General features: G+C 73.8%; 17 protein-coding genes. 4 read left to right on the top strand and 13 right to left on the bottom strand.

Going from position 1 to position 21,914, the window contains the following annotated elements; all coding sequences use genetic code 11:
* Positions 1–11 precede the first annotated feature (11 nt).
* Together tap and tpg are read left to right on the top strand one after the other, a co-directional pair.
* Complete coding sequence (tap, locus tag ACZ7GJ_RS26120) at positions 12–2,273, top strand: telomere-associated protein Tap (protein ID WP_470755220.1); 2,262 nt, start codon at positions 12–14, stop codon at positions 2,271–2,273.
* A gap of 9 nt (positions 2,274–2,282) precedes the next feature.
* Entirely contained in the window at positions 2,283–2,837 is a 555-nt protein-coding gene (gene tpg, locus ACZ7GJ_RS26115; RefSeq protein WP_470755218.1) for a telomere-protecting terminal protein Tpg, read from the top strand.
* A 143-nt stretch (positions 2,838–2,980) separates the two neighbouring features.
* Here the strand turns inward: tpg and ACZ7GJ_RS26110 are convergent, their stop codons facing one another.
* On the bottom strand, positions 2,981–5,113 hold the full coding sequence (locus ACZ7GJ_RS26110; RefSeq protein ID WP_470755318.1) for a condensation domain-containing protein: 2,133 nt from the start codon (positions 5,111–5,113) through the stop codon (positions 2,981–2,983).
* Positions 5,114–5,480: 367 nt separating this feature from the next.
* A complete protein-coding gene (locus tag ACZ7GJ_RS26105) occupies positions 5,481–6,302 on the bottom strand; it encodes an AfsR/SARP family transcriptional regulator (RefSeq protein WP_470755216.1) in 822 nt (273 codons plus the stop codon).
* Between the two features lie 207 nt (positions 6,303–6,509).
* Between ACZ7GJ_RS26105 and ACZ7GJ_RS26100 the strand changes: the two genes are divergently transcribed.
* A complete protein-coding gene (locus ACZ7GJ_RS26100) occupies positions 6,510–7,421 on the top strand; it encodes an AfsR/SARP family transcriptional regulator (RefSeq protein WP_470755212.1) in 912 nt (303 codons plus the stop codon).
* A gap of 12 nt (positions 7,422–7,433) precedes the next feature.
* Here ACZ7GJ_RS26100 and ACZ7GJ_RS26095 read toward each other — a convergent pair whose 3' ends face one another.
* The 3 genes from ACZ7GJ_RS26095 to ACZ7GJ_RS26085 are packed head-to-tail and all read right to left on the bottom strand — an operon-like array spanning position 7,434 to position 9,314.
* Positions 7,434–7,718 carry an acyl carrier protein gene (locus ACZ7GJ_RS26095; protein WP_470755210.1) on the bottom strand — a complete coding sequence of 95 codons (285 nt, stop codon included), beginning with the start codon at positions 7,716–7,718 and terminating at the stop codon, positions 7,434–7,436.
* A 41-nt stretch (positions 7,719–7,759) separates the two neighbouring features.
* The gene (locus tag ACZ7GJ_RS26090) at positions 7,760–8,458 is read right to left on the bottom strand and encodes a ScbR family autoregulator-binding transcription factor (protein WP_470755206.1); all 699 of its coding nucleotides are present in this window, start codon (positions 8,456–8,458) and stop codon (positions 7,760–7,762) included.
* 1 nt (position 8,459) lies between these two features.
* Complete coding sequence (locus ACZ7GJ_RS26085) at positions 8,460–9,314, bottom strand: AfsR/SARP family transcriptional regulator (RefSeq protein WP_470755204.1); 855 nt, start codon at positions 9,312–9,314, stop codon at positions 8,460–8,462.
* 328 nt (positions 9,315–9,642) lie between these two features.
* On the opposite strand from ACZ7GJ_RS26085, the gene ACZ7GJ_RS26080 reads away from it, so the two are divergent.
* The gene (locus tag ACZ7GJ_RS26080; protein WP_470755202.1) at positions 9,643–10,101 is read left to right on the top strand and encodes a carboxymuconolactone decarboxylase family protein; all 459 of its coding nucleotides are present in this window, start codon (positions 9,643–9,645) and stop codon (positions 10,099–10,101) included.
* A 22-nt stretch (positions 10,102–10,123) separates the two neighbouring features.
* Here the strand turns inward: ACZ7GJ_RS26080 and ACZ7GJ_RS26075 are convergent, their stop codons facing one another.
* From ACZ7GJ_RS26075 to ACZ7GJ_RS26040, 8 genes are all read right to left on the bottom strand, one after another.
* Positions 10,124–11,626, bottom strand: a complete 1,503-nt coding sequence (locus tag ACZ7GJ_RS26075; protein ID WP_470755200.1) for a nitrosuccinate lyase — start codon at positions 11,624–11,626, stop codon at positions 10,124–10,126.
* The gene (locus tag ACZ7GJ_RS26070) at positions 11,623–13,581 is read right to left on the bottom strand and encodes an FAD/NAD(P)-binding protein (RefSeq protein WP_470755198.1); all 1,959 of its coding nucleotides are present in this window, start codon (positions 13,579–13,581) and stop codon (positions 11,623–11,625) included. Before ACZ7GJ_RS26070 ends, ACZ7GJ_RS26075 begins: the two co-directional genes overlap by 4 nt.
* A 287-nt stretch (positions 13,582–13,868) precedes the next feature.
* Positions 13,869–15,755 (bottom strand): FAD-dependent monooxygenase, encoded by a 1,887-nt coding sequence (locus ACZ7GJ_RS26065; protein WP_470755196.1) that lies wholly within the window; start codon positions 15,753–15,755, stop codon positions 13,869–13,871.
* Between the two features lie 154 nt (positions 15,756–15,909).
* Entirely contained in the window at positions 15,910–16,542 is a 633-nt protein-coding gene (locus tag ACZ7GJ_RS26060; RefSeq protein ID WP_470755194.1) for a hemerythrin domain-containing protein, read from the bottom strand.
* 188 nt (positions 16,543–16,730) lie between these two features.
* On the bottom strand, positions 16,731–18,248 hold the full coding sequence (locus ACZ7GJ_RS26055) for an FAD-dependent monooxygenase (protein WP_470755192.1): 1,518 nt from the start codon (positions 18,246–18,248) through the stop codon (positions 16,731–16,733).
* Positions 18,249–18,287: 39 nt separating this feature from the next.
* On the bottom strand, positions 18,288–19,217 hold the full coding sequence (locus ACZ7GJ_RS26050; RefSeq protein ID WP_470755190.1) for an alpha/beta fold hydrolase: 930 nt from the start codon (positions 19,215–19,217) through the stop codon (positions 18,288–18,290).
* A 64-nt stretch (positions 19,218–19,281) separates the two neighbouring features.
* On the bottom strand, positions 19,282–20,118 hold the full coding sequence (locus tag ACZ7GJ_RS26045) for an NAD(P)H-binding protein (RefSeq protein ID WP_365923198.1): 837 nt from the start codon (positions 20,116–20,118) through the stop codon (positions 19,282–19,284).
* Between the two features lie 230 nt (positions 20,119–20,348).
* A complete protein-coding gene (locus ACZ7GJ_RS26040) occupies positions 20,349–21,869 on the bottom strand; it encodes an FAD-dependent monooxygenase (RefSeq protein WP_470755188.1) in 1,521 nt (506 codons plus the stop codon).
* Positions 21,870–21,914: the final 45 nt, after the last annotated feature.

The raw sequence follows: 21,914 nt of genomic DNA, 5'->3' as shown, positions 1-21,914 counted from the left end.
TGGAGGTACCGATGCTCAACGCGCACGAGAACGAACAGACCAGCCTCTTCGCGGCGGTCGACGCCCTGCTCGCGGAGGCCGCGGCGAAGGACGCCCTCCCGCACCCGGACGAGCGCAAGCGGCTGCGCGAGGCGGCGGGGCTGAGCCAGGACCAGATCGCCAAGGCGCTGTCCGTCCGCCGCGAGACGGTCACCTCCTGGGAGACGGGCCGGACCGCTCCCCGCCCCCCCAAGCGCGCGGCCTACGCCCGCCTCCTGGAAGGCCTCTCGGACCTCCACCCGGCCGACGCCGTTAACGGCGTTAACGGCGCCGGTGACCCCACCCCGGACGAAACCTCGAGGTCGGTCATTAACGGCGTTAACGCCCCGGACGGGACTCCGGCGGAGCCCGCTCCGCAAACGATCATTAACGCCGTTAACGCCCCCGCTCCGGACGAGACCCCGGAACAGAGCACGAAGTCGATCGTTAACGCCGTTAACGCCGTTAACGCCCCGGCGCCCGCCCCGGCGCCCACCCCGGCTCCGGCGCGGCCCAAGAAGTCGATCATTAACGGCGTTAACGGCGTTAACGCCCCCGCCCGGCAGCCCGCCACCCGGACCACCCCCCTGGAAGGCAACGGCCCGCTCGCCGTGCTCGACGGCACCGGCCGCGCCCACGCCGCCGGCGGGGTGGTCCTGGAGTACCCCGCCACCGGTCTCCCCGCCCTCATCTCGTGGGCCCTCGGCCCCGACGCCGACCTCCGCTCCCCCCGCCTCCACCGCAACGGCAAGGACGGCGACCCCCTCCTGGTCCTCACCCCCGAGGCCGCCGAAGCGCTCGGCCTGCCCCTGGTCCTGGAGGACCGCCGCGGCCTGCGCCTCCCCGACAACCACCCCGTCGTCCGGCAGCTCGCCAAGGCCAAGTGGCAGCTGACCCGCCGCGGCTTCGGCCCGTGGGCCCGCGTCTACCGCCCGGCCACCCCCACCACCGGCCGCCAGTGCGTCCAGCTCGCGGTTCTGCCCTGGGGCGCCCTCGACCCCCGCGCCTGGGGTGAGGACACCGCCGAACTGCCCGCCCCGGCCCTCGCCGAGCTGCTCACCTCGTACGCCGCCCGGGTGCTCACCCCCCGCGGCTCGACGGCGGTCTCGGGCCTGGAGCTGATGACCTCCCTGCGTCCGCCCACCCGCGCCGCCCGCGACGAGGCAACCGGCGCCTGGGTCTCGGCTCCCGTCGCCGGCTCCCTCACCCGCCCCGTCGACCCCGCTCCCCCGGAGGCCCCCGACGAGCACCCGGTGGTCGCGGCTCTCTACCCCCGCGCCCACCAGCGCACCCCGGACCAGGTCCTCGACGAGGAGGCGTACGACTGGATCCGCGATCCGCAGCTCCTGAGCGACGCCGAGTGCACCCGTACCCACGCGGTCGGCATCGACGTGAACATGGCCTTCGCCGCCGCGGCCAACCGCCTCGTCGTCGGCATCGGCCCCGCCGTCCACACCGGCCGTCCGCGCTTCGACCCCAAGATCCCCGGCTGCTGGCTGGCGGACCTCTCGGACCTGGAACTCGACCCGCGGCTGCCCAGCCCCTTCACCCCGCACGGCCGGGCCCCGGACGGCCCCGCCTGGTACGCGACCCCCACCCTCGCCTACGCCCAGGAGCTCGGCCACCCCGTCCAGCCGGCCGAGGCCTGGCTGCGCCCGGACCACGGCCCGTACCTCGACGCCTGGTACACCCGCCTGCGCGACGCGTACATGGCCACGATGGCGGAGCTCGGCGTGCACCCCGGCCTCACCGAGCCCGAGTTCCTCACCGCGATGGCGCACCACAAGGAGCAGGACCCGGCCCAGGCCGCGGTGCTCTCCGCGATCAAGTCCACCGTCAAGGGCGGCATCGGCAAGCTCCGCGAACGACCGCAGGGCGCCGGATACCGTCCGGGCGAGCCCTGGCCCGCCCTCGAACGCCCCACCTGGCGACCCGACATCCGGGCGGCGGTCATCTCCACGGCCCGCGTCAACATGCACCGCAAGATGCGCAAGCTGGCCGACGCGGGGGAGTACCCCATCGCCGTCCTCTCCGACTGCGCGGTCTACCTGTCCGACGGGCCCAGCCCGCTCGACTTCCTGCCCCGCACCCCCGACGGCAAGCCGCTGCCCGGCGGCTTCCGCCTCGGCGTCAGCCCCGGCATGGTCAAGCACGAGGGCACGCAGCCCCTGCTCTGGGCCGTGCAGCTGCTCGACGAACGCCACAACCCCGCCCGGCACGTCAAGGGCCACGACGCCGCGGCCGACGGAGAGTAGCCACCACCCATGCCCGAGATCAGCGACAGCCTCGACCGCGCCGACGAGCAGCACTTCACCCGCCCGATCCCCAAGTCAGCGGGCGCCCAGGTGCGTTTCCTGGTGAAGCAGCTCAAGTCCACCAAGGCCGTGGCGGAGCTCCTCGCCATTTCCCAGCGCACGGTCGAGCGCTATGTGAAGGACCAGATCAAGCAGCCCAAGCCGGCACTCGCCACCCGCCTCGCGACCGAGGTGCGCCGCCGCTGGCAGCCGCTGGTGCGCAAGCGGGCCCGCGCCCAGGCGGCGAAGACCACCGGCCTGGTCATCGAGACCCGGGCCCGGTTCGGTTTCAGCGCCGCGCCCGGCACCACCGACGACGGCCGGATGCGGCGGATCACCCAGCACCTGCCGGCGGACTACGCCGAGCGTCTCTTCGCCGCGCAGGCGGCCGGGGCCGCCGAGAGCCGGCTGCGGCAGATCGCCGCCGAGGGTCTCCAGGAGATCTACTTCAAGGACCACGGCGCCCGCGCCCAGGGGCTCCTCGTGGAGTTCACCGACATCGACTACGTCGACTTCACCTTCTAGACTTTACTCCCAAATCCGACAAAAGCGACCCACAGAACCGGGGTCGTACGCGCCGATCTCCCACCCCCGTATGGGATATGACTCTGGATCACCCGGTAGGCCTCCAGGCGGCCGTACAGCGGTTTTCGACCGCTCCGGAAGCCTCACAACCGGCGCGAAGCCGCCGCCATGAGGGTACGGGCGAGCTCGCGGACCGAGTCGGCGCCCCCGTCGGGGGTTCCCGCGACGGCGACCAGCGGCGGCTGCCAGCCCTGCTCCGCGATGCGCCCTGCGACCTCGGCGGCGAGCGCCGCCGCACCGGAGAAGCACCCCAGCAGCAGGGGCGGCCCCGCGGCCAGCGCCGGACGCAGCGCGGCGAGGCAGGCCGCCGCGTCGGCCGGGGCCCCGTCCGGCAGGGTGGTCAGGGCCTGCGGCCCGGGGTAGGCCTGCGCCATGGCGTCGTAGCAGCCGGGCGGCGCGCCCGGCGGCGGGATCAGGCAGACGGTGCCCGCTCCGGGGTGGGCCGGCGCCCGCAGGGTGCGCAGCGGCGCGGACGGCCGGGCCGCCGTATGCGGTACGGGGGCGCCGTCGAGCAGCGCGAGGGCCTCGGCGACGGTGGTGGACTCCCGTGCGGCGGCGGGCAGTTCGCGCATCAGCCGGGCGGTCTGCGCGAGGATCTCGGCGGCATCGCAGTCGCTGATCCGGGCCCGGTCGTGGACGGCGGTGAGCATCAGGCCGCCTTCGCCGTCGTGCCCGGCGCTGAGGCTGAACGGCGCCCCGGTGTACGGTCCGACGGCCTCGACGGGGTCGACGCGTACGCCCTCCTCCGCGAGCGCCTCGCTCAGCGACTCCCGGGTGGCGCGGGCGGTGTGCGGCCGCTCGCTCCCGGCCGGGGGCTCGAAGGCGAGGAGGGATTCGGTGAGTTCGGCCTCGTACGGGGCGCGGCCGGCCCAGGCGTGGATCTGCCCGGGGGAGACCCACTCGTAGGCGGCGGCGTCCAGGGCGCTTCCCGTCAGGTCGGCGAGCAGCCCGGTGACCAGCCCGCGCGGCTCGACGACCGCATGCCGGGGGAGTGCCACCTGGAGCGGGCCCGGGAGCCGTTCGACGCTGTCGAGCGCGATGCCCCGCCCGGAGGAGGCGACGGCGAAGGCGACGTGCCGCTCCCCGGTGGCCCGGTGCAGCAGCAGCGCCCAGACGGCGTGCAGGGCGGTGCTCTCGGCGGCGCCGTGGCCCGCGGCCCAGTCCCGCAGACGCGCGGCCTCGTACGGGGTCAGGCGCCGTCGGCCCACCCCGTGCCCCTCCCCGCCGGTCGGGCGCGTGCCGGTGCGCGCGGGCAGGGTGGCGGCGCCGCGCGGGGGAGTGGCCCGGGCCCAGTAGGCGCGGGCCGGCGCCAGGTCCCGGGAGGAGAGCCACTGGAGGTGGTCGCGCAGGTCCGGGCGGCGCTCACCGCCCATCGGGCGCCCGTCGGCGAGGTAGGCGCGGTAGAAGGCGTCGAGCAGCAGGCGCATGCTGCGGCCGTCGACGAAGGCCTGGTGGTGGGTGACAAGGATCCGGGTGCAGGCACCCTCGTCGACCAGGGCGATGCGCAGCGGACCGGGGCGGGACACGTCGAACTCGCGCCGCCGCTCGCTCGCCAGCAGCGCGGGCCAGTCGGCGCTGCCGGCCGGGTGCCACACGATCTCGGGGGCCGCGTGGGCGTGCACGAAGACGGCGGGTGCCTCACCGGGCGCGGCGCCGGTCCCCGCTCCCGCCCGGGTTCCGGCCGCGGTCCCCGGCCCGAGGGCCGCCCGCAGGACGGCCTCGGAGCCGAAGACGTACTGCCAGGCCTCGGCGAACCGCTCGGTGTCCAGCGGTCCGCGCCAGCGCCAGTGCACCTGTCCGACGTGCAGGCCGTGTCCGGGATGCGCCACCGTGTCGAGCAGCAGGTCGTGCTGTACGGGCGTCACCGGCCCGGCAGCCGGGCGCACGGCGTCACCCGTCGCCGAGCGCGCGGGCCTACCCGCCGCCGGGCGCGCGGGGCTACCTGCGGCGGGCCCGGGACGGGCATCGCCCGCCGCCGGCCGGGCCGTCAGGACACCGGCGGCGGGCTGCTGGGGGAGCGAGGTGAGCAGGTCGACCAGCGGCCCGGCCGGGAAGGGGGGCGGCGGCAGCGTCAGGCTGTGGTGCGTCGCGCTGTGCCGGCGCAGGGCCGGGGTGAACGGCGGGAACAGCGACAGCGCCGCCTGCAGGGCCGTCGAGGTGAGCGGCCCGTGCAGGTCGAGGGAAGGCGGTGGCCCGGGAGCGATGACCACGCTCATCTGCGTCACGGCCCATCAGCTCCTCCCTGGCTGGGAACACAGACGTGGACAGGGAGCGATTGTGCATGCCGCCGCCACAAAACGCTGACACGGCGCTGACACGGCGCCCCTCGGGCGTCGCGTACACGGCCGTTCTACGAATTATGGATGATCGCGCCAGAATTCAGAAAGGATTCAGCCTAGATCTTTCCGGGGGAACACGCCGAGACTCCGGCGCGGCTCCGGCGGAACTCCGATCGAATTCCGCCGAGATTCCGTCCGGCCTCCGACCGGAATCCGGCCGGACTTCGGCAGGATTCCGGTGGAGAATGATCAGAATTCCACGGGCCATCGATCGTACGGTGTTATCCGGGCACCTCGGCGCGGGTTATGCCGCGTAGAGGTCGAAGGTCGACGTGCGCCGCGGTCCTGCGGTCACGTCGAGCGCGGGGTCGACCGCGAGCATCGCCTGGTGCAGCCGCTGGAGCTGCGGGGAGGGCTCCACGCCCAGCTCGTCGATCAGCCGCGTCCGCAGCCTCCGGAACACGTCCAGCGCGCTCGCCTGGCGGCCCGAGCGGTAGAGCGCCACCATCGCCTGGGCGTGCAGCCCCTCGTGCTGCCGGTGGCGGGCTATGAGCTCGGTCAGCTCCGCCAGCACCTCCGTGTGCCGGCCCAGGCGCAGATCGACGTCGATCCGCCGCTCGACGGTCACCAGCCGGCTCTCCTCGAGGCGCATCACCTCGATCTCCAGGATCGGCCCCACCCGTACGTCCACCAGCGCGGGCCCCTGCCACAGGGCCAGCGCGGAGCGCAGCAGACCGGCCGCGCGCTCGTCGTCTCCGTCCTCGAACGCCGACTGGCCCCCCGCGACCAGCCGCTCGAACCCGTGGACGTCCACGCTCTCCGGTGCGACCTGGAGCACGTATCCCCCGTGCCTGGTCGCGAGCACCTCTTTCGCGCCGCCGGGGGCGGCCGGGCCGAGTGCGGCGCCGAGGCGCCGGCGCAGCTGCAGGATGTACGTCTGCAGCGTCGTGAGCGCGCTCTGCGGCAGCCCCGAACCCCAGATCTCCTCCATCAGCGTCGGCACCGGCACCACACGGCCCGGGTACAACGCGAGCAGCGCGAGCACCTGTCGCGGCTTTCCCGCCGACGGAACGACCGAACCCCCGTTGACCTCCGCACTCAACGGACCCAGTACCTGAATCTCCACGGCTTCCCTCCGGACGTAGCCGAGTTCTCATCGATTTTCGGACGTCGACTCAGGCAAGGTAACCGCGACTCGAACCGTACCGGTGAATTCTTGAGCGAGTATCCACCACGCTTCGCGATCAGGCATTTGCGTGTAGACACCAAGCTGCTAGATTCCGCCCGGGGGATTAAGTCCGGAACACGTATCCGGACACCGTTGGGAGCGTCGATGGAATTCGTCGTGGCCGGCAGCGGGCCGGGGGATTTCCGCATTCTGGGACCGGTGCAGGCGCGCGAGCGCCGGACGGGCGCATGGTGCGAGCCGCAGGGGTCCAAGCAGCGCACGCTGCTGGCGAGCCTGCTCGTACGGGCCGGTGAGGTGCTATCCGCAGAGCGGCTCATCCACGAACTGTGGGGTGACGCCCCGCCCGCGGGCGCGGCCAACGCGCTGCAGGCCCATGTGGCCCGGCTGCGCCGCCGGCTGCGCGGCCCAGGGGACGACGGACCCGAGTGGATCAGCACCCACGCCACGGGCTATCTGCTGCACCTGGGGTCCGCCACGACCGACGCCCAGCACTTCCTGCGGCTCTGCGCGCAAGGCCGCGCCGCGGCCGACACCGATCCCGCGCACGCCGCCGAGGTGCTGCGCCGGGCCCTGGAGCTGTGGCGGGGGCCCGCGTTGGAGGGCTGCGGCCGCGGCCCGATCTGCGGGCGCGAGGCGGACCGGCTGGAGGAGGTGCGCCTGGACACGCTGGAGGCGTTCCACGAGGCGGGCCTGCGCGCCCCCGGCGGCGCGGCGCACCGCGCGCGGATCGCGGCGGAGCTGGAGCGGCTGAGCGCCGAACACCCGCTGCGGGAGCGGTTCTACGACCTGCTGATGAGCGCCCTGCACGGGTCCGGCCGCCGCACGGAGGCCCTCGGCGTGTACGAGCGGGCCCGCCGGCACCTGCTGGCGGAGCTGGGCGTGGAGCCGGGGCCCGCCCTGCGCGGCCGCCTGGAGACGGTCCTGCACCGCCCCGAGGACCTGGGCGGTGAGGTGGCCCGGCTGCGCGAGCGCGTGGAGAGCCTGTCGCGGGCCCAGGAGGAGCTGACCCGCCGGATCGTCCGCCTCACCCGCGCCGCGGGCGCCCGGGCCGACTGAACCGCGGCCGGGTCAGGGGGTGTGGACCGCCTCGCAGGAGACCAGGTCGGCGAAGGCCGCCGGGGTCGGGTACTCGTACAGGTCGGTGGGCTCCACCCCGGCCCCGTAGCGCTGGTTGACCATCGCGACGAACTGCGCGGTCAGCAGCGAGTCCAGGCCCAGTGAGCGGAAGCTCTGTTCGGGGTCGATCCGGTCCGTAGCGATCCTCAGTACCTCGCCGAGCACCCCGAGGAGGTCGGCGAGCACCTCGTCGGGCGCCGCGGGCGACTGCTGCGGATCACGGGGGTCACTCGTCATCGGTGGCTCCTTCGACAAACCGGTGGTGCGGTGGGTCACGTTCACGTCCAGGGCGCACTCAGCGCCGACTCGACGTCCGCGACCGAAGTACGGTACTGCGCTTCCCGCCCCGCGGGCACGAGGCTGGGCAGCAGCAGGAGCCACAACGCGCTCACCCTGCGCCGGAGTTCCGCATACGGCATGCCGATGCCGGCCATCACCTCGATGCCGCAGGCGGCCGCGGCCACCGCCGACTCGATGCCCTCCCAGTGGTCGGCGCGCAGCTCGCCCGCGTCGCGCGCCTCCCGCAGCAGTTCGCACACCGTGCTCAGCCACGCGCGGTGGAAGTCGGTGACCGGCGGCTCGCTGCCCGCGCACTCCTTGGTGATCCGGAAGCTCGCGGGCAGGGCCGGGTCCTCGTGCAGGGTCCGGGCCAGCCAGTGGGTGAGGTCCACCAGGGCCTGGAGCGGCGCGGCCCCGCGCAGGCGCAGCGCACGCGCCTCCTCGCGGAGCATGGCGCCGCCGCGTTCCTGCACCGCCTCGGCCAGTTCGTCCTTGGAGGCGAAGTGGAAGTACAGCGCGCCCTTGGTGACCCCCGCCGCGCCGGCGATGTCGCCGAGCGTCGCGTTCGCGTAGCCGTTGCGCTGGAACAGCTCGGCTCCCGCGCGCACCAGCCTGCGGCGGGTCCGCTCGGAGCGCTCCTGCACCGACTTGGGGCCGCGCGCCGCCGCCGGGCCGGTGGTGCTCCGTGCGGGCGCCACGTCAGCCGACGCGGGCGAGTCGGGTGTCCGACGGGTCGGCGGCGGGTTTCACCGGGTGCTCCGGGCCTGCCATGAGGATGGAGCGCTGCAGGGCCCGCAGGGCGGTGGAGGGCTCCAGGCCCTGCTCCCGTACGAGGGTGGCGCGCAGCCGCTGGTACACGTCCAGGGCCTCGCCGCGGCGTCCGGAGCGGTGCAGGGCGAGCATGAACTGCCCGTGCAGGTTCTCGTGGGTGCGGTAGCGGCTGGCCAGGACCGTCAGCTCGGCGAGCAGCTCGCGGTGGCGGCCAAGCCGGATGTCGGCGTCGATGCGCTGGTCGAGCGCGCACAGCCGGCTCTCCTCCAGCCGCCGGGTCTCCATCTCCAGCTGGGCCCCGCCCTGTACGTCGGCGAAGGCGGGCCCCTGCCACAGGGCGAGGGCCTCGCGCAGCAGCCGCGCGGCGCCGGGGAAGTCCCCGGCGTCCATGGCCCGGTAGCCCATGCCCGCGAGCCGGTCGAACTCGCGGATGTCGCTGGCCGCGCCGCCGCTGTTGAGGAGGTAGCCGCCGGGGAGCGTGACCAGCACGTCCTTCGCGGTCCGCCCGGGCGCCGCGCCCTCGGTGCCCTCGCCCTCGCCGTCGCCCTGGCCCAGGGCCGTGGAGATCATGGCCCGCAGCTGCAGGACGTACGTCTGCAGGGTGGTGCGGGCGCTGCGCGGCGGCTTGCCCGCCCACAGCTCTTCGGTGAGGGCCGAGACCGGGACCACCTGGTCCGCGTGCAGAGCCAGCAGTGCCAGAACCTGACGGGGCTTGGGAGCGGTCGGCGTGATCGAGACCCCGTTCACCCGCACCTCAAGCGCGCCCAGAACCTTGATGTCCACGCCCTACTCCCCTGTCCGTGGATGAAGCCATCGCCAGTAGAAAACAGCACGGCCGGTTTGTCAATACCAAACCGGTTGTACTGTTTTCGAGCTGGAGCCTCCATCACCACCCTGACCAGCAGCGGGAGTTGACCGGAGACCACCTCGCGGTCCAGAGATTCCCTACGCTCCCCCCTCCATTCCCCTGCCAGAAACAGTCCAAGCGGTTGTTTTTGAGACCGTGCCGAAACCGCTCCCCGTGCGTTGTCACATCCGAAGGGTCCGTTCCGTCACAGCGGTACGGAACGAAACGGGGGCACCGAGCCCCCCACCTCGAAGGAGTCCCCCGATGAACGCACGCATGGGCAACCCGGCCATGGTCGTCCCCGGCGCGATGCAGGCCCTCCAGGCCATGGGCAAGGCGGTCGTCGCCACCGGCATCAGCGAGCGCACCCTGGAACTGGCCCACATCCGGGCCAGCCAGATCAACGCGTGCGGGGTCTGCCTCGACATGCACCCCAAGATCGCCAAGAAGCTCGGCGAGACCGACGAGCGCCTCCACGCGGTCGCCGGCTGGCGCGACACCCCCTACTTCGACGACGCGGAGCGCGCCGCCCTCGCCCTCGCCGAGGCCGTCACCCGCGTCGCGGACACCAGCAACGCGGTCCCGGACGAGGTCTACGACGAGGCCGCCAAGCACTACGACGAGCAGCAGCTCGCGGCGCTCATCCTCTCCATCTCCACGGTGAACGTCTGGAACCGCATCAACGTCGCCACCCGCCAGGTGGCCGGCGCGGCCTGGGGCTGAGCCGGACCGCGCCGACGGCGGATCAGCCGCCCGCGGCGCCGCGCACCGGCGCGGAGCCCGACGGCACCTGACCCGCGGCAACCCGATCCGACGGCGCCCGATCCGCCGGCACGGCACCCTCCAGTACCGCATCCGCCAGTACCGCATCCGTCAGCACCCCGGCCGCGCCCGTGTAGCCGGCCGGATCCAGCAGGGCCGCGAGCGCCTCGGCGCCGTAGTGCCGGGCGAGCACCCCGGACGCCGCCAGGACCTCCGCCAGCGGGCGCCCCGAGGCCGCGGCCTCGGCCGACGCCTCGCTCATCAGCTCCTTGGCCGGGGCCTTGCCCAGCACCGGCGCCAGTACCGCCGCCAACCGCTCGCTGACGATCTGGCCCCCTGTCAGCTCCAGGTTCGCCCGCATCCGCTCCGGGTGGACCCGCAGCCCCAGGGCCAGTTCCCGGGCCGTCGCGGCGGCGCCGCCGGCCAGCCTCAGGCACTCGCGCAGCGGCTGCCACTCCGCGTGCCAGGCCCCCGCGGACCGTTCGTCCTCCGAGAGCATGGCCTGCGTGATCACACTCGCGTACGCGGGCAGCTGCAGGGCCGCCGAGCGGATCAGCGTGGCCAGTACGGGATTGCGCTTGTGCGGCATCGCCGAGGAGATCCCGCGGCCCGCCACCGCCGGCTCGGCCACCTCCCCGACCTCGGTGCGCGCCATCGACTGGACGTCCACCGCGATCTTTCCCAGGACCCCGGTGGCCAGGGCCAGTTCCGCGGCCAGCGCCGCGACCGGCGTACGGGCCGTGTGCCACGGCAGCGCCGGCGCGCTCAGCCCGCACTCGGCGGCGTACCGCTCGACCAGGCGCGGCCCGTAGCCCTGCGGGTCCGCCACCGCGTACGGGCCGCTGCGCGCGTACTCGACGTACCCGGCCAGCGTCCCGGCCGCTCCGCCCAGCTGGACGAACAGCCCCTCGGCCCGCAACCGCCGCAGCCGGCCGGCCGCCTGCTCCACCGGCACCAGCCACCCCGCGGCCTTCAGGCCGAAGGTGGTCGGCACCGCGTGCAGGCCCAGGGTGCGGCCGGCCAGCGCCGTGTCGCGGTGCTCCGCGGCGAGCGGCCGCAGGGCGGCGGCCACCGCGTCCAGATCGTCCGTGATCAGGTCCACGACCCTCGCGGAAACCAGCATGAGCGCGGTGTCGAAGATGTCCTGGCTGGTGGAGCCGCGGTGCACGAACTCGGCCGCCTCGGGGGAGTGCGCGGCCACCACGGCCGTGAACTCCCGCACCAGCCCCACCACCGCGTTGGCGGTCTCCCGGCTGCCGCGGGCGACGGCGGCCAGGTCCAGGTGCTCGCTCCTGGCCAGTTCCGAGATGACCCGGGCGGCTTCCTTCGGCACGGTGCCCAGGTCGGCCTGCGAGCGCACCAGGGCGGCCTCGGCGTCGAGCATCGCCTGCAGCCAGGCCTCGTCGGCGGTCGCCGCCTCGGCCGCCGTGCCCGCCCGTACGGGGCTCAGCAGACCGGTGTCGGCGCCGGGGGGCGGCAGGCTCAACGGGCCAGCTCCTTGACCGGCGCGAGGACGCTCTCGGTGTCCTGCAACAGGCCCAGGACCGCGTCGGCGATGGCGTCCGAGTCCTGGAGGGTCACGGAGTCCACGCCGGGGCGGATGCCCGCCGCGGTGACCCAGTGCACCCACTCCGTGGGCACCCCGTAGGCGTAGCGGCGCGGATGCGGTCGGCCCGCCGCGTCGACGACGTGGAACGGCGCACGGGTCACGTCCAGCCCGCCCGTCTCGTGCGTCTCGTCGCCGGGTCCGGGGATCCGGTACGGGCGGCACTGGCCGGTGCCGATCAGGTGCAGCAGCAGAGGATCGGCGGTGGAGCGCAGGTCGATCTCCGGCAGACGCGCCTCGATGAGGGTGCCCGCCCGGACCAGGGAGCCCGGCACCAGGGCGGATTCCACGGTGAAGGCGCCCTCCGCGTCGCTGAGCGGCAGCAGTCGGGCCTCGGGGCCGAGCACGTCCAGGACGCCGGCCTCGATCAGGGCGATGGCCTCCTCGATGCGGCTCGCGGGCGGGCCGATGGAGAGGAAGGCGTTGAGCGGGGTGTACCAGCCATCCAGGTCCCGGTGGTACGAACCGCCCGTCAGCCCGGCGTGGTCGATGATCTCGCGGATCTCGTTGCGCAGGTCGCGCAGTACGTCCAGGGCCGCCTTCAGCGGCCCGTCGACATTGCCCTCGCGGGCCGCGGCCAGGTCCTCGCGCAGGTGGTCCAGGAGCCAGCCCCGGAAGTCCTCGGGAGCGCCGAAGACCTCCCCCTCGTACGGCTTCGCGATGCGGGCCCAGTCCCACCGCCGGTCGGCGGCGATGCCGAACCGGTCCAGGATCTCCTCCTCGCGCGAACTGCCCGGGGAGGCCCCCAGATAGGCGGTGCGCAGCGCCCCGGCCTCGGTGTGCCGGCCCTCGGCGGCCAGCAGCGCGGTGTAGTAGACCGTCTCGGTCTCCCGGGCGACCAGCGGCCACAGGTCCCGGCGGAAGTCCAGCCCGCCCTCCCGGCGCGACCTGCTCTGCAGGGCGCGGACCGTGTCCGGCGTCAGTACAAGCGGGATGTGGCGGCCGTGGGCGCCCTTCTGGTTCTCGCCGCGCGAGTGGAAGGGCAGCCCGCGCCGGGACCCGGCGACGAGCTTGGGCTCCCGCCCGGAGGGCAGGTAGACCAGGCGCTCGCCCTGCCGTTCGAAGCGGCCGCCGCGGCCGTGGGTGAACAGCGCCATGTAGTCGAAGAAGTTGAGGCCCAGGCCCAGCAGCGCCACCGTCTCGCCGGGGCGGACCGCCGTGAGATCCGCCTCCGCCGGGTTCACGGGGGTGACGTAGTGCAGTCCGTTGCGGCGGGCGAAGCCGGCGCGCTCGCGCTGGGTGCGGGAGTCCCGTACCGGCACGTGCCCCTGGGCGAGCACGACGGCGTGCAGCCCGTCGAGTCGGGTGCCGTCGGCGAGCCGTACGCTCTGCGTGCCCGTGCCCGGGTCGTCGTCGAGAGCTACCGCTCCGGAGCCGTGCACGACGGTGCGGACCCGGTCCGGGGCCGTCTTGACGACCCGTCTGAACACCCATTCCAGGTAGTGGCCGTAGAAGGCGCGGGTGGGGTAGGAGTCGGGGCCCAGGGCGCGCGCCTCGGCCATCACCGACTCGGGGTGGTTCCAGTCGTCGACCGGACCCATGAGCGTCAGGAACCGTGCCCATTCGTAGAGGCTGGGGCCGGGGGACAGGGGCCCCTTCAGCGTCACGCTCTCGTCGGTGAACAGCGTGACCTGGCTGGCCACCGTGTTCATCAGCAGGTGCTGCGACTGGTCCGTGCGCCACACCTGTCCGGGGCCGGGCGGGCAGCGGTCGACCACGTGGACGGTGATGGGTTCCTCACCCCCTTCGGCGGCCTGCGCGCAGATCCGTTCGAGAACGGAGAGCCCGCGGGGTCCGGCGCCGATGAGGCAGACGTCGAGCTGCCGGCTGGTCATGGTCACTCTCCACTGGTCCGTGTATCCGGTGTGCCATCCACGTCGGTCGGAGCTCGGGGCAAGCAGTTCCCCCGAACGGCCCGGTCGGAGCCGTTCCGTTCCGAAACCCAGGCTGGATCAGGCTGCTAGAGGCGCTCAGGAGCCGCTCAAGAGCGGCTCAGGAGCCGGGCCGGAGGGGGGCGGCGTACGTACGAAGCCCCCCAGGTCCGTGACCTGGGGGGCTTCGTGCGGAGCGGGCCGCGGCGGAAGGCCGGCGGGGACGTCAGGGGCGGCGGGGCCGCCGGGGGTCAGCGGGCACCGAGGCCGAGGTCCCGGACCACCTTCCGGTACTGCTCGATGAGCTGGGGCCGGGCCGCGTGGACGGGCGGCGGGAAGTTCTCCACGAGCAGGTCGTAGCCGCGGGCGAGGACGGGGTCCTCCAGCAGGCCGAAGACCATGTGCCCGCCGCCCTGGGGGCCGCCCGCGAGGATGGCCTTGCGCAGCCGGTCGATCTCGCTGCCGCTGACGCCCGGGAAGAGGTCGCGTACGACCGGTTCCTCGGTGTCGAGGTGGGCGGCGAGCACCTTCTGCACGCGGCGCGCGGCCGCGGCGCCCTCGCGGGCCGGCCGGCCGGCGGAGGCGAGGGTGGCGAGCGGGCCCAGCGCGGCGAGCTCGTCGACGGCCGCCTGCAGGGCGTCCAGTTCCGCGTTCAGTTCCTCGTGTTCGTCCTTGAGGGTGTCGAAGTGCGCGTCGGCCTGCGGGTACAGCTCGCGCAGCACGGGCCAGAACAGGTCGTCCTCGCTGGTGTGGTGGTGGTGGGTCAGCTCCACCAGCCAGCCGGCCGTCCACACCAGGGCGGGGATGTCGACCGCCGCGCCGTCGGTCAGGCACTGGAAGGAGTCGGCGACCAGCTCCGTGCCCCGGCGCAGGACGTCGTGGGCCGAGAGGAACTCCTGGAACATGCGGGCGCCCGCGTTGAGTTCGGCCGAGGCCGCCTCGGCCACCGCCGCCACGACGTCGTAGCGCTGGACCGCGTCCGCCGCCTCCGTCGTCTCCGCCGTCACGTCTGCCGCCTGCGCTCCGGCGGCGGGCACTGCGCCGCCCCTGCCGAGCGGCTGCGACCCGCCCGCCCGGGCGCCCTCGGCCACCGCGGCGGTGTACGGCCGCCGCAGTTCCTCGTACCGGCGCAGGGCGGCGGCGACCCGGCCGGGGCCGGCCGGCTCGCGCCGCAGGAAGCCCGCCAGCGCCACCGCGTCCTCGATGGCCTGGCTCGCGCTCTGGCCGTGGTGCGGGGGCATCGGATGGGCCGCGTCCCCGAGCAGGGTGGTGCGCGAGGTGCTCCAACGGGCCGGCGGCCGGCGGTCGTACAGCGACCAGTGGCCGGTCTCGGCCACGGCCCCGACCAGTTCCCGTACGGCCGGCTCCCAGCCCGCGAAGGCCTCTGCGAGGCCGCGGCCGTCGCCCCGCCGGGTCCAGGACTCCCCGCGGTCGTCGGCGTCGGCCACCACGGCGACGAAGGACAGCTCGCGCCCGGAGCGCACCGGGGCCGCGAGCAGCCGCTCCCGCGCGCCGGTCCAGGCGTACACCGTCTCGGCGGCCCGCCCGCCCAGCGCGGGCAGCAGTTCCAGGGGCACCACCCCGTGGATCGCGGCGGTGCCGGACCACACCGGGGCGTCCGCCCCGGCGGTCCTGCGGCGCACCACGGAGTGCACGCCGTCGGCGGCGACCAGCAGATCGGCCCGCCCGCTGCCGCCGTCCTCGAAGTCCAGGCGGACCCCGTCCGCGTCCTCCTCGTACCCGACGAGGCGACGGCCCAGGTGCACCGTCTCGCCCGGGACCTGGTCGGCGAGGATCCGGTGCAGGTCCGCGCGGTGGACGGTGTAGTGCGGGCCGCCGTACTCGGCCTCCAGGGCGGCTCCCATCGGCTGCCGCCCGACCGCCAGGCCGCTGTCCCAGAGCCGGACCTCCCGGGCCTGCGGGCGCACCGCGACCTCCCGCAGCCGCTCCTGGAGCCCGAACCGGTGCAGCAGCCGGGCCCCGTTGGGCGCCAGGTGCACTCCGGCCCCTGCCTCCGAGAGCTCCTGGGCCTGCTCGTACACGTCCACGTCCAGGCCCGCCCGGCGCAGCGCCATCGCCGCGGCCAGGCCGCCGATGCCCGCGCCGACCACCGCCACGCGCAGGGTCTCATCGCTCATCCGGATCTCCTCACTCGGGTACTCGGGGTACCAGGGGATGCGTGCTGGACTGGAACTGTCCCGAGCGGATCCGCCCCGGACAGACCGAGGGGCGGCCAGGTCACCGCGGTGAGCTCGGTGATCTGGCCGCCCTTCGGATGGCGCCCGGTGCCGGTCAGATGCCCCAGCGGTTGATCTTGGAGTACGCCGGCACCCACGCGTTCTCGTACGCGGCGCGGGCCGGCTCCGGCAGCACCCGCAGCACGGTCGCGCTGTCCGACTCGGAGGCGCCGTCGAGCAGCCACGGCAGGTAGCGCGGGTTGTCGGGGCCGATCCGCTGCGCGTGGGCCTGTCCGAAGCCCATGAGCAGCGGCGGGGTCGCGACGTCGTCGATGACCGGCAGCCCCGCCTCCTCCTCGTGCTTGAAGTGCCCGCCGAGGCCGGTGACGAGGGCGTCGACCAGGTCGCCGAGGCTCCCGTGCTGCGCCGGGTCGAGCAGCGCGGCATCGATCGCGTCCAGCATCGGGTCGATGGTCAGGTGCTCGGCCTCCAGCGCCTCGACGACCGCGAGGTCGTCGGGACGGCCGGCGAGCGCCTCCCGGATGCCCGGCCACAGCGCGTCGTCCTCGGCGCCGTGGTGCACGTGCAGGTAGGTCTTGAACATCTCCCAGCCGGCGGCGGTCCGCAGGATGGTGACCGGGTCGTCGCCGGTGCGGGCGGCGACCTTGGCCAGGTGCTCCAGCTCCCGCCTCAGCGCGTCGTGGATGACGAACATCATGGTCATGTCGTGCTTGAAAGTGGTGCTCATGGCTCTTCCTTCCGAGGTCCCCGTGCCCGCCGCAGCACGGCGGGCACTCCCGGCTCACCGGGCGGCGCAACTCGGGGGAAGTGCCAGGCAGTCCGGGGGAAGGAGGTGTCCGCGCGCTCAGTTCCCCCTCACGCCGTACCTCACGCCTGACCCCCGGCGGTCCTCGCCGCCCAGCGGGCCCGTGCATTTCACAGTACGGCGCCCCGCTCGGCCCCGGCGGCGCTCTCCACCGTCTCTCGAGCCGTTCCGAACCAGGCCTCCAGCGCCGCCCGCAGGCTGCCGCCGTCCGGCGCGGCCCACGCGACGTGGCCGTCGGGACGCAGCAGCACGGCCTCGGGCAGCCGCAGCCCGCCGGGCGTCAGCTCCGGGTCCCAGCGCCCCTCGACCACGTCGACCCGGTCCGACCAGGCCGCGGCGGTCTCCTTGAGCCCGTCGTCCCCGGCGCCGCCGGTGACGACGAGTACGCCGCGGGCCGCGTGCAGCAGTTCGGCGACCCGGGTACGGGTGCCGTCGGCGCGCTCCAGCTCGTGGTCGGGCAGCCGCAGCCCGGCCAGCGGGTGCCCCGGGGCGCCCATGTCGTAGCGGACGTCGATCCCGCTGACCAGGCCCGCCAGGTGCCGGGCCACCTCCGGGATCTCCACCAGCTCGCGCATGACGGCGCGCAGCGGCTCCATCTCCTCCCCGCTCAGGTAGAGGCGGGTCTGGGCGCGGGTGTTGCGCATCAGGCCCTCGCCCACCGGGTGCCGCTCGGACTGGAAGGTGTCCAGCAGGCCCTCGGGGGCCCAGCCCTTGACCGTCGCGGCCAGCTTCCAGCCGAGGTTCGCGGCGTCCTGGACGCCCACGCTCATGCCCTGCGCACCGGCCGGCATGTGGATGTGGGTGGCGTCCCCGACGAGGAACACCCGCCCGCTGCGGTACTCGGAGGCCTGGCGCGTGGTGTCGGTGAAGGAGCTCACCCACCGGGCGTCCGCACCGTGCACGTCCTCGCCCGTCATCCGCTGCCAGGCGTCGGCGATCTCGGCGAAGGTCAGCTTGCTCTTGTCCTCGTGCGGGCGCAGGTTCTCGTCGTGGATGACGATGCGGTCGACGCCGTCCTCCAGGTTGAAGGCCATCACCATGCCGCCGGGGACCTGCTCGCCGATCGGCCGCTGGCGGATGTTCGCCCCGACCAGGTCGGCCATGTACATCCCGCGGGTGGCCTCCCAGCCGGGGAAGTCGATGCCGGCCAGCTTGCGCACGATGCTGCGCGCGCCGTCACAGCCCACCAGGTACGAGGCGCTCTCCTCGCCCCGCCCGTCCGGGCCCTCGTACTCGACGACGACGCCGTCCGCGCTCTCCCGGAAGCCGGTCACCTCGTGCTCGCGGCGGATGGTGACCCCGAGCTCGGTGACCCAGGCCTCCAGCAGGGACTCGGTGCGGAACTGCGGGATCCCGCGCACGCTGTAGTGGTTGTCGTCGAGCTTGCTGAAGTCGATGCGCACGCCGCCGAAGTGGCCCTGCGCGTACTCGACGTCCCCGAACCGGGCCAGCAGCCCGCGCTGGTCGAACACCTCGGCCGCACGCTTGGTGAAGCCGACGCCGCGTGACTCGCCGCTCGGCGCGGGCAGCTTCTCGAAGACGACGACGTCCGCGCCGCCGAGCCGGATCTCGCCGGCGAGCATCAGCCCGACCGGACCCGCGCCGACGACTATTACGTCCTTGCCCATGGCTTCGTTCTCCTCGTGCAGCAGATGGATGAAGGTCGGTCAGACGAAGAATTCCGACAGCAGCCGGATGACCGGCTCGGGCTGCTCCTCGGGGAGCCAGTGCAGGGTCTTGTACAGCTTCACCACCCGTACGTCGGCGGCCAGCGAGGGGAGCACCTGCTCGAACTCCTTGTGGCTCACCGGGGACGCGATCCCGAGCACCGGCACGGTGAGCTTGCCGTACGTCGCCATGTCCTCGATGTCCTGCGGGAAGGCCCGGTACCAGCCGTTGGTCGCCCGGATCTGCTCGGGCGTGTCGTAGGCGCGGGCGAAGATGGCCCGGTCGCGCGGGCTGACCGAGGCCTGGTCGAAGAGGGAGTTCTCGAAGAGCCAGTCGACGACGTGCCGCATCCGGCCGGCGATCAGCTTCTCCGGCAGGCCCTGCGCCTGGTTGAAGGCCCACCACCACATGGAGACGCCGGTGCCCGGGCGGCGCAGCAGCGGCATCGAGTACTTGCTCTCGCCGGGGTGCATGACGTCGAGCAGGGCGAGCTTGCGGACGGCCTCGGGGTGGTTGACGGCGAAGCTGAAGGCCACCATGGCGCCGATGTCGTGGCCGGCCAGGTTGACGCTCTGGTAGCCCAGGTGGTGGACGAGGGCGCGGATGTCCGCGGCCATCGACTTCTTGTCGTAGCCGCCCTCGGGACGGCTGGAGCCGCCCATCCCGCGCAGGTCGACCGCGATGACGCGGTAGCGGCGGGCGAGCTCGGGCATGATCTTCCGGAATTCCCACCACGTCTGCGGCCAGCCGGGCAGCAGGACCAGCGGCTCGCCCTCGCCGCCGGCCACGTAGTGCAGCCGTACGCCGTCCAGGTCCGCGTACATGCTTCTGAAGTCGCCCGGAAGCGATCTCGCCAGTTCCTCGTCGGTCGGGCCGTCCAGCCCGATCACGTCATCGACCGAGCCCGCGTGCTCGTCCACCGTCGTCATGTCGTACCTTTCCTGCTCGTTCCGTGCTCTGCTGATCCATGGCGTTCGGTGCCATCGGCGGCGCTCAGCCGCGGAAGGCCGGCGCGTTCTCCTCGGCCCACAGGGCGAAGGTGCGGCCCGGGTGACCGGTCAGCTCCTCGATGTCGCCGGTGAGCGGCAGGGGTTCGGTGTCCTTGGCCCACAGGACGAGCAGTTCGTCGGCGATGTCCGAGGGGATGTAGCCGGCGCGGCCGGCCTTCCACTCCGCGGGCGTCACGACGCGGACCGGGACGGAGCGGCCGATGGCCTCCTCCACGGTCTTGACCTGCTCGGCGAAGGTGAGCGCCTGGGGACCGGTGAGGTGGTAGGAGCGGCCCTGGAACCGGGGTTCGGTGAGGGCGGCCAGCGCCGCCTCGGCGATGTCCTTCTCGTTGACCGGGTCGGCGTAGCTGTCGGGGAAGGGCAGGCTGACGAAGCCCGCGCCCTTCAGCGCCCACGCCCAGGGCAGGCAGTTGCCCGCGAGGGCGCCGCAGCGGAAGGCGGTCGCCGTGATGGTGGAGGCCTCCAGGGCCTTCTCCACGACCAGGTGCGGGGCGGCGATGCAGTTGTCGGCGGCGTCCGGGAGCAGGCACGCGTCCGAGGACATGATCACCACGTGCCGGACCCCGGCGGCCTCGGCCTCCTTGACGAACTCGTCGATCTGGCTGGGCTCGCAGTACAGGAAGACCGACTCGACGCCCTTCAGGGCGGTCCGGAAGCCGGACGCGTCGTCCAGGGACAGCGGTACGGACTCCACGCCCTCGGGCAGCGTCAGCTTGGACGGATCGGCGGAGCCGGCCCGGACGGCGATGCCGCGGGCGTGCAGGAGGCCGATGAGGTGGGAGCCGACCTTGCCGCGGCTTCCGGTGACGAGGATGGTCATGACTTGAGTCCCTCCGGGACGCTCGGGTGACGGCGGCGCGCTGCTCTGCGGGGCAGCCGGGACGGCGGAACGGACCCGGTCCTCGCTCGACCGGGCCCGTCCGCCGCGTACGGGGATGGTGTGTTGGGGGGGTGTGTTCGGGGGTGTGTTCGGGGGGTGTGTTCGGGGGGTGTGTTCGGGGGGTGTCCGCGCCCTGGCACGGGCGCGGAGGGAGGTAGGGGGTCGGGGGATCAGGCCGGGCCGAACCAGCCCTTGAGCGCGTCCGACAGGTCGCCGCCGTCCGGGGCCGCCCAGACGGCGTACCCGTCGGGCCGGATCAGGACCGCGCCCGGCACCGGGGCGCCGCCCGCGGTCTCCGTACGGGTCCAGGTGCCGGTGACGATGTCGATCCGGTCGGCCCACCCGGCGGCGGTCTCGCGCTCCTGCGCGAACTCCTCGGTGGTGACGAGCACGCCCCGGGCCGGGTGCAGCAGTTCGGCCACCGTCGTACGGGTGCCGTCCGCGCGCTCCAGCTCCAGGTTCGGCTCCACGCGCAGGCCCAGCAGCGGGTGGCCCGTCGCACCGACCTCGTAGCGGATGTCGAGCCCGCTGACCTCGCCGGCCAGGTGGCGCGCGGCCTCGGGGATCTGCACCAGCTCGCGCATGACGGCGCGCAGCGGCTCCATCTCCTCGCCGCTCAGGTACAGCAGCGACTGGGCGAGGGTGTTGCGCAGCAGCTTGACGCCCACGGGGTGACGCTCGGACTGGTAGGTGTCCAGCAGGCCCTCGGGGGCCCAGCCCTTGACCGTCGCGGCCAGCTTCCAGCCGAGGTTGACGGCGTCCTGGAGGCCCACGCTGACGCCCTGCGCGCCCATCGGGGCGTGGTCGTGCGCCGCGTCGCCGGCGAGGAAGACCCGGCCGCGCCGGTACACCTCGGCCTGGCCCTGCGCGTTGGTGAGCGCGCACATCCAGCTGGCCGAGGCGCCGTGGATGTCCTCGCCGGTCACCCGCTGCCAGGCGTCGGCGAGCTCGGCGAACTCCAGCTCGCCCTCGCCGTGGTGCGGGCGCACGCCCGGCTCGTGGACGACGATGCGGTCGGTGCCCGGCTTGGTGGAGACGGACAGGACCATGCCGCCGCCGGGGATGCGCTCGCCGATGGGGCGCGGGCGGATGCTGGCGCCGACGACGTCGGCCAGGTACATGCCGCGGGTGGCCTCCTCGCCGGGGAAGGCGATGCCGGCCAGCTCGCGCAGGGTGCTCTTGCCGCCGTCACAGCCCACCAGGTAGGAGGCGCTCTCCTCGACGCGGCCGTCGGGCCCCTCGAACTCGACGACGACCGAGTCGCCCGCCTCGCGGTAGCCGACCAGCTCGTGCCCGCGTACGACGGGTACGCCGAGCTCCTCCAGCCACTCGCCGAGCATCGACTCGGTACGGGACTGGGCCAGGCCCATCACCCCGTAGTGGCTCTCCTCCAGCGAGTCGAAGTTGATCCGCACTCCGCCGAAGTGCCCGTGCTGGCCCCAGCGGAACTCCCCGATCCGCGAGAGCAGCCCGCGCTGCGCGAACACCTCGGCCGTGCGTCCGGTGAAGCCCAGCCCGCGGGACTCGCCGCTGGGCGCGGGAAGCTTGTCGTACAGGACCACGTCCACGCCACCGAGCCGGAGTTCACCGGCCAGCATCAGTCCGACCGGACCCGCGCCGACGACTATGACGTCCTTGCCCATGGGTTCGCTCTCCTCGTGCAGACTCGTGCGTTCGGTGAAATGGCTCATCCAGAATCCTGGTCAGTTCTGGTGGAGCCCTGGCTGAATCCCACC

Source organism: Streptomyces sp. NPDC037242 (genome assembly GCF_055604165.1).
The sequence above is the reverse complement of the archived record's forward strand: the minus strand, read 5'-3'. Positions and strand labels throughout refer to the sequence as shown.

Coding starts and splice junctions, on each gene's coding strand:
- tap (WP_470755220.1), top strand. CDS start 12: ATGCTCAACGCGCACGAGAACGAACAGACCAGCCTCTTCGCGGCGGTC.
- tpg (WP_470755218.1), top strand. CDS start 2,283: ATGCCCGAGATCAGCGACAGCCTCGACCGCGCCGACGAGCAGCACTTC.
- ACZ7GJ_RS26110 (WP_470755318.1), bottom strand. CDS start 5,113: ATGAGCGTGGTCATCGCTCCCGGGCCACCGCCTTCCCTCGACCTGCAC.
- ACZ7GJ_RS26100 (WP_470755212.1), top strand. CDS start 6,510: ATGGAATTCGTCGTGGCCGGCAGCGGGCCGGGGGATTTCCGCATTCTG.
- ACZ7GJ_RS26095 (WP_470755210.1), bottom strand. CDS start 7,718: ATGACGAGTGACCCCCGTGATCCGCAGCAGTCGCCCGCGGCGCCCGAC.
- ACZ7GJ_RS26080 (WP_470755202.1), top strand. CDS start 9,643: ATGAACGCACGCATGGGCAACCCGGCCATGGTCGTCCCCGGCGCGATG.
- ACZ7GJ_RS26070 (WP_470755198.1), bottom strand. CDS start 13,581: ATGACCAGCCGGCAGCTCGACGTCTGCCTCATCGGCGCCGGACCCCGC.
- ACZ7GJ_RS26065 (WP_470755196.1), bottom strand. CDS start 15,755: ATGAGCGATGAGACCCTGCGCGTGGCGGTGGTCGGCGCGGGCATCGGC.
- ACZ7GJ_RS26060 (WP_470755194.1), bottom strand. CDS start 16,542: ATGAGCACCACTTTCAAGCACGACATGACCATGATGTTCGTCATCCAC.
- ACZ7GJ_RS26055 (WP_470755192.1), bottom strand. CDS start 18,248: ATGGGCAAGGACGTAATAGTCGTCGGCGCGGGTCCGGTCGGGCTGATG.
- ACZ7GJ_RS26050 (WP_470755190.1), bottom strand. CDS start 19,217: ATGACGACGGTGGACGAGCACGCGGGCTCGGTCGATGACGTGATCGGG.
- ACZ7GJ_RS26045 (WP_365923198.1), bottom strand. CDS start 20,118: ATGACCATCCTCGTCACCGGAAGCCGCGGCAAGGTCGGCTCCCACCTC.
- ACZ7GJ_RS26040 (WP_470755188.1), bottom strand. CDS start 21,869: ATGAGCCATTTCACCGAACGCACGAGTCTGCACGAGGAGAGCGAACCC.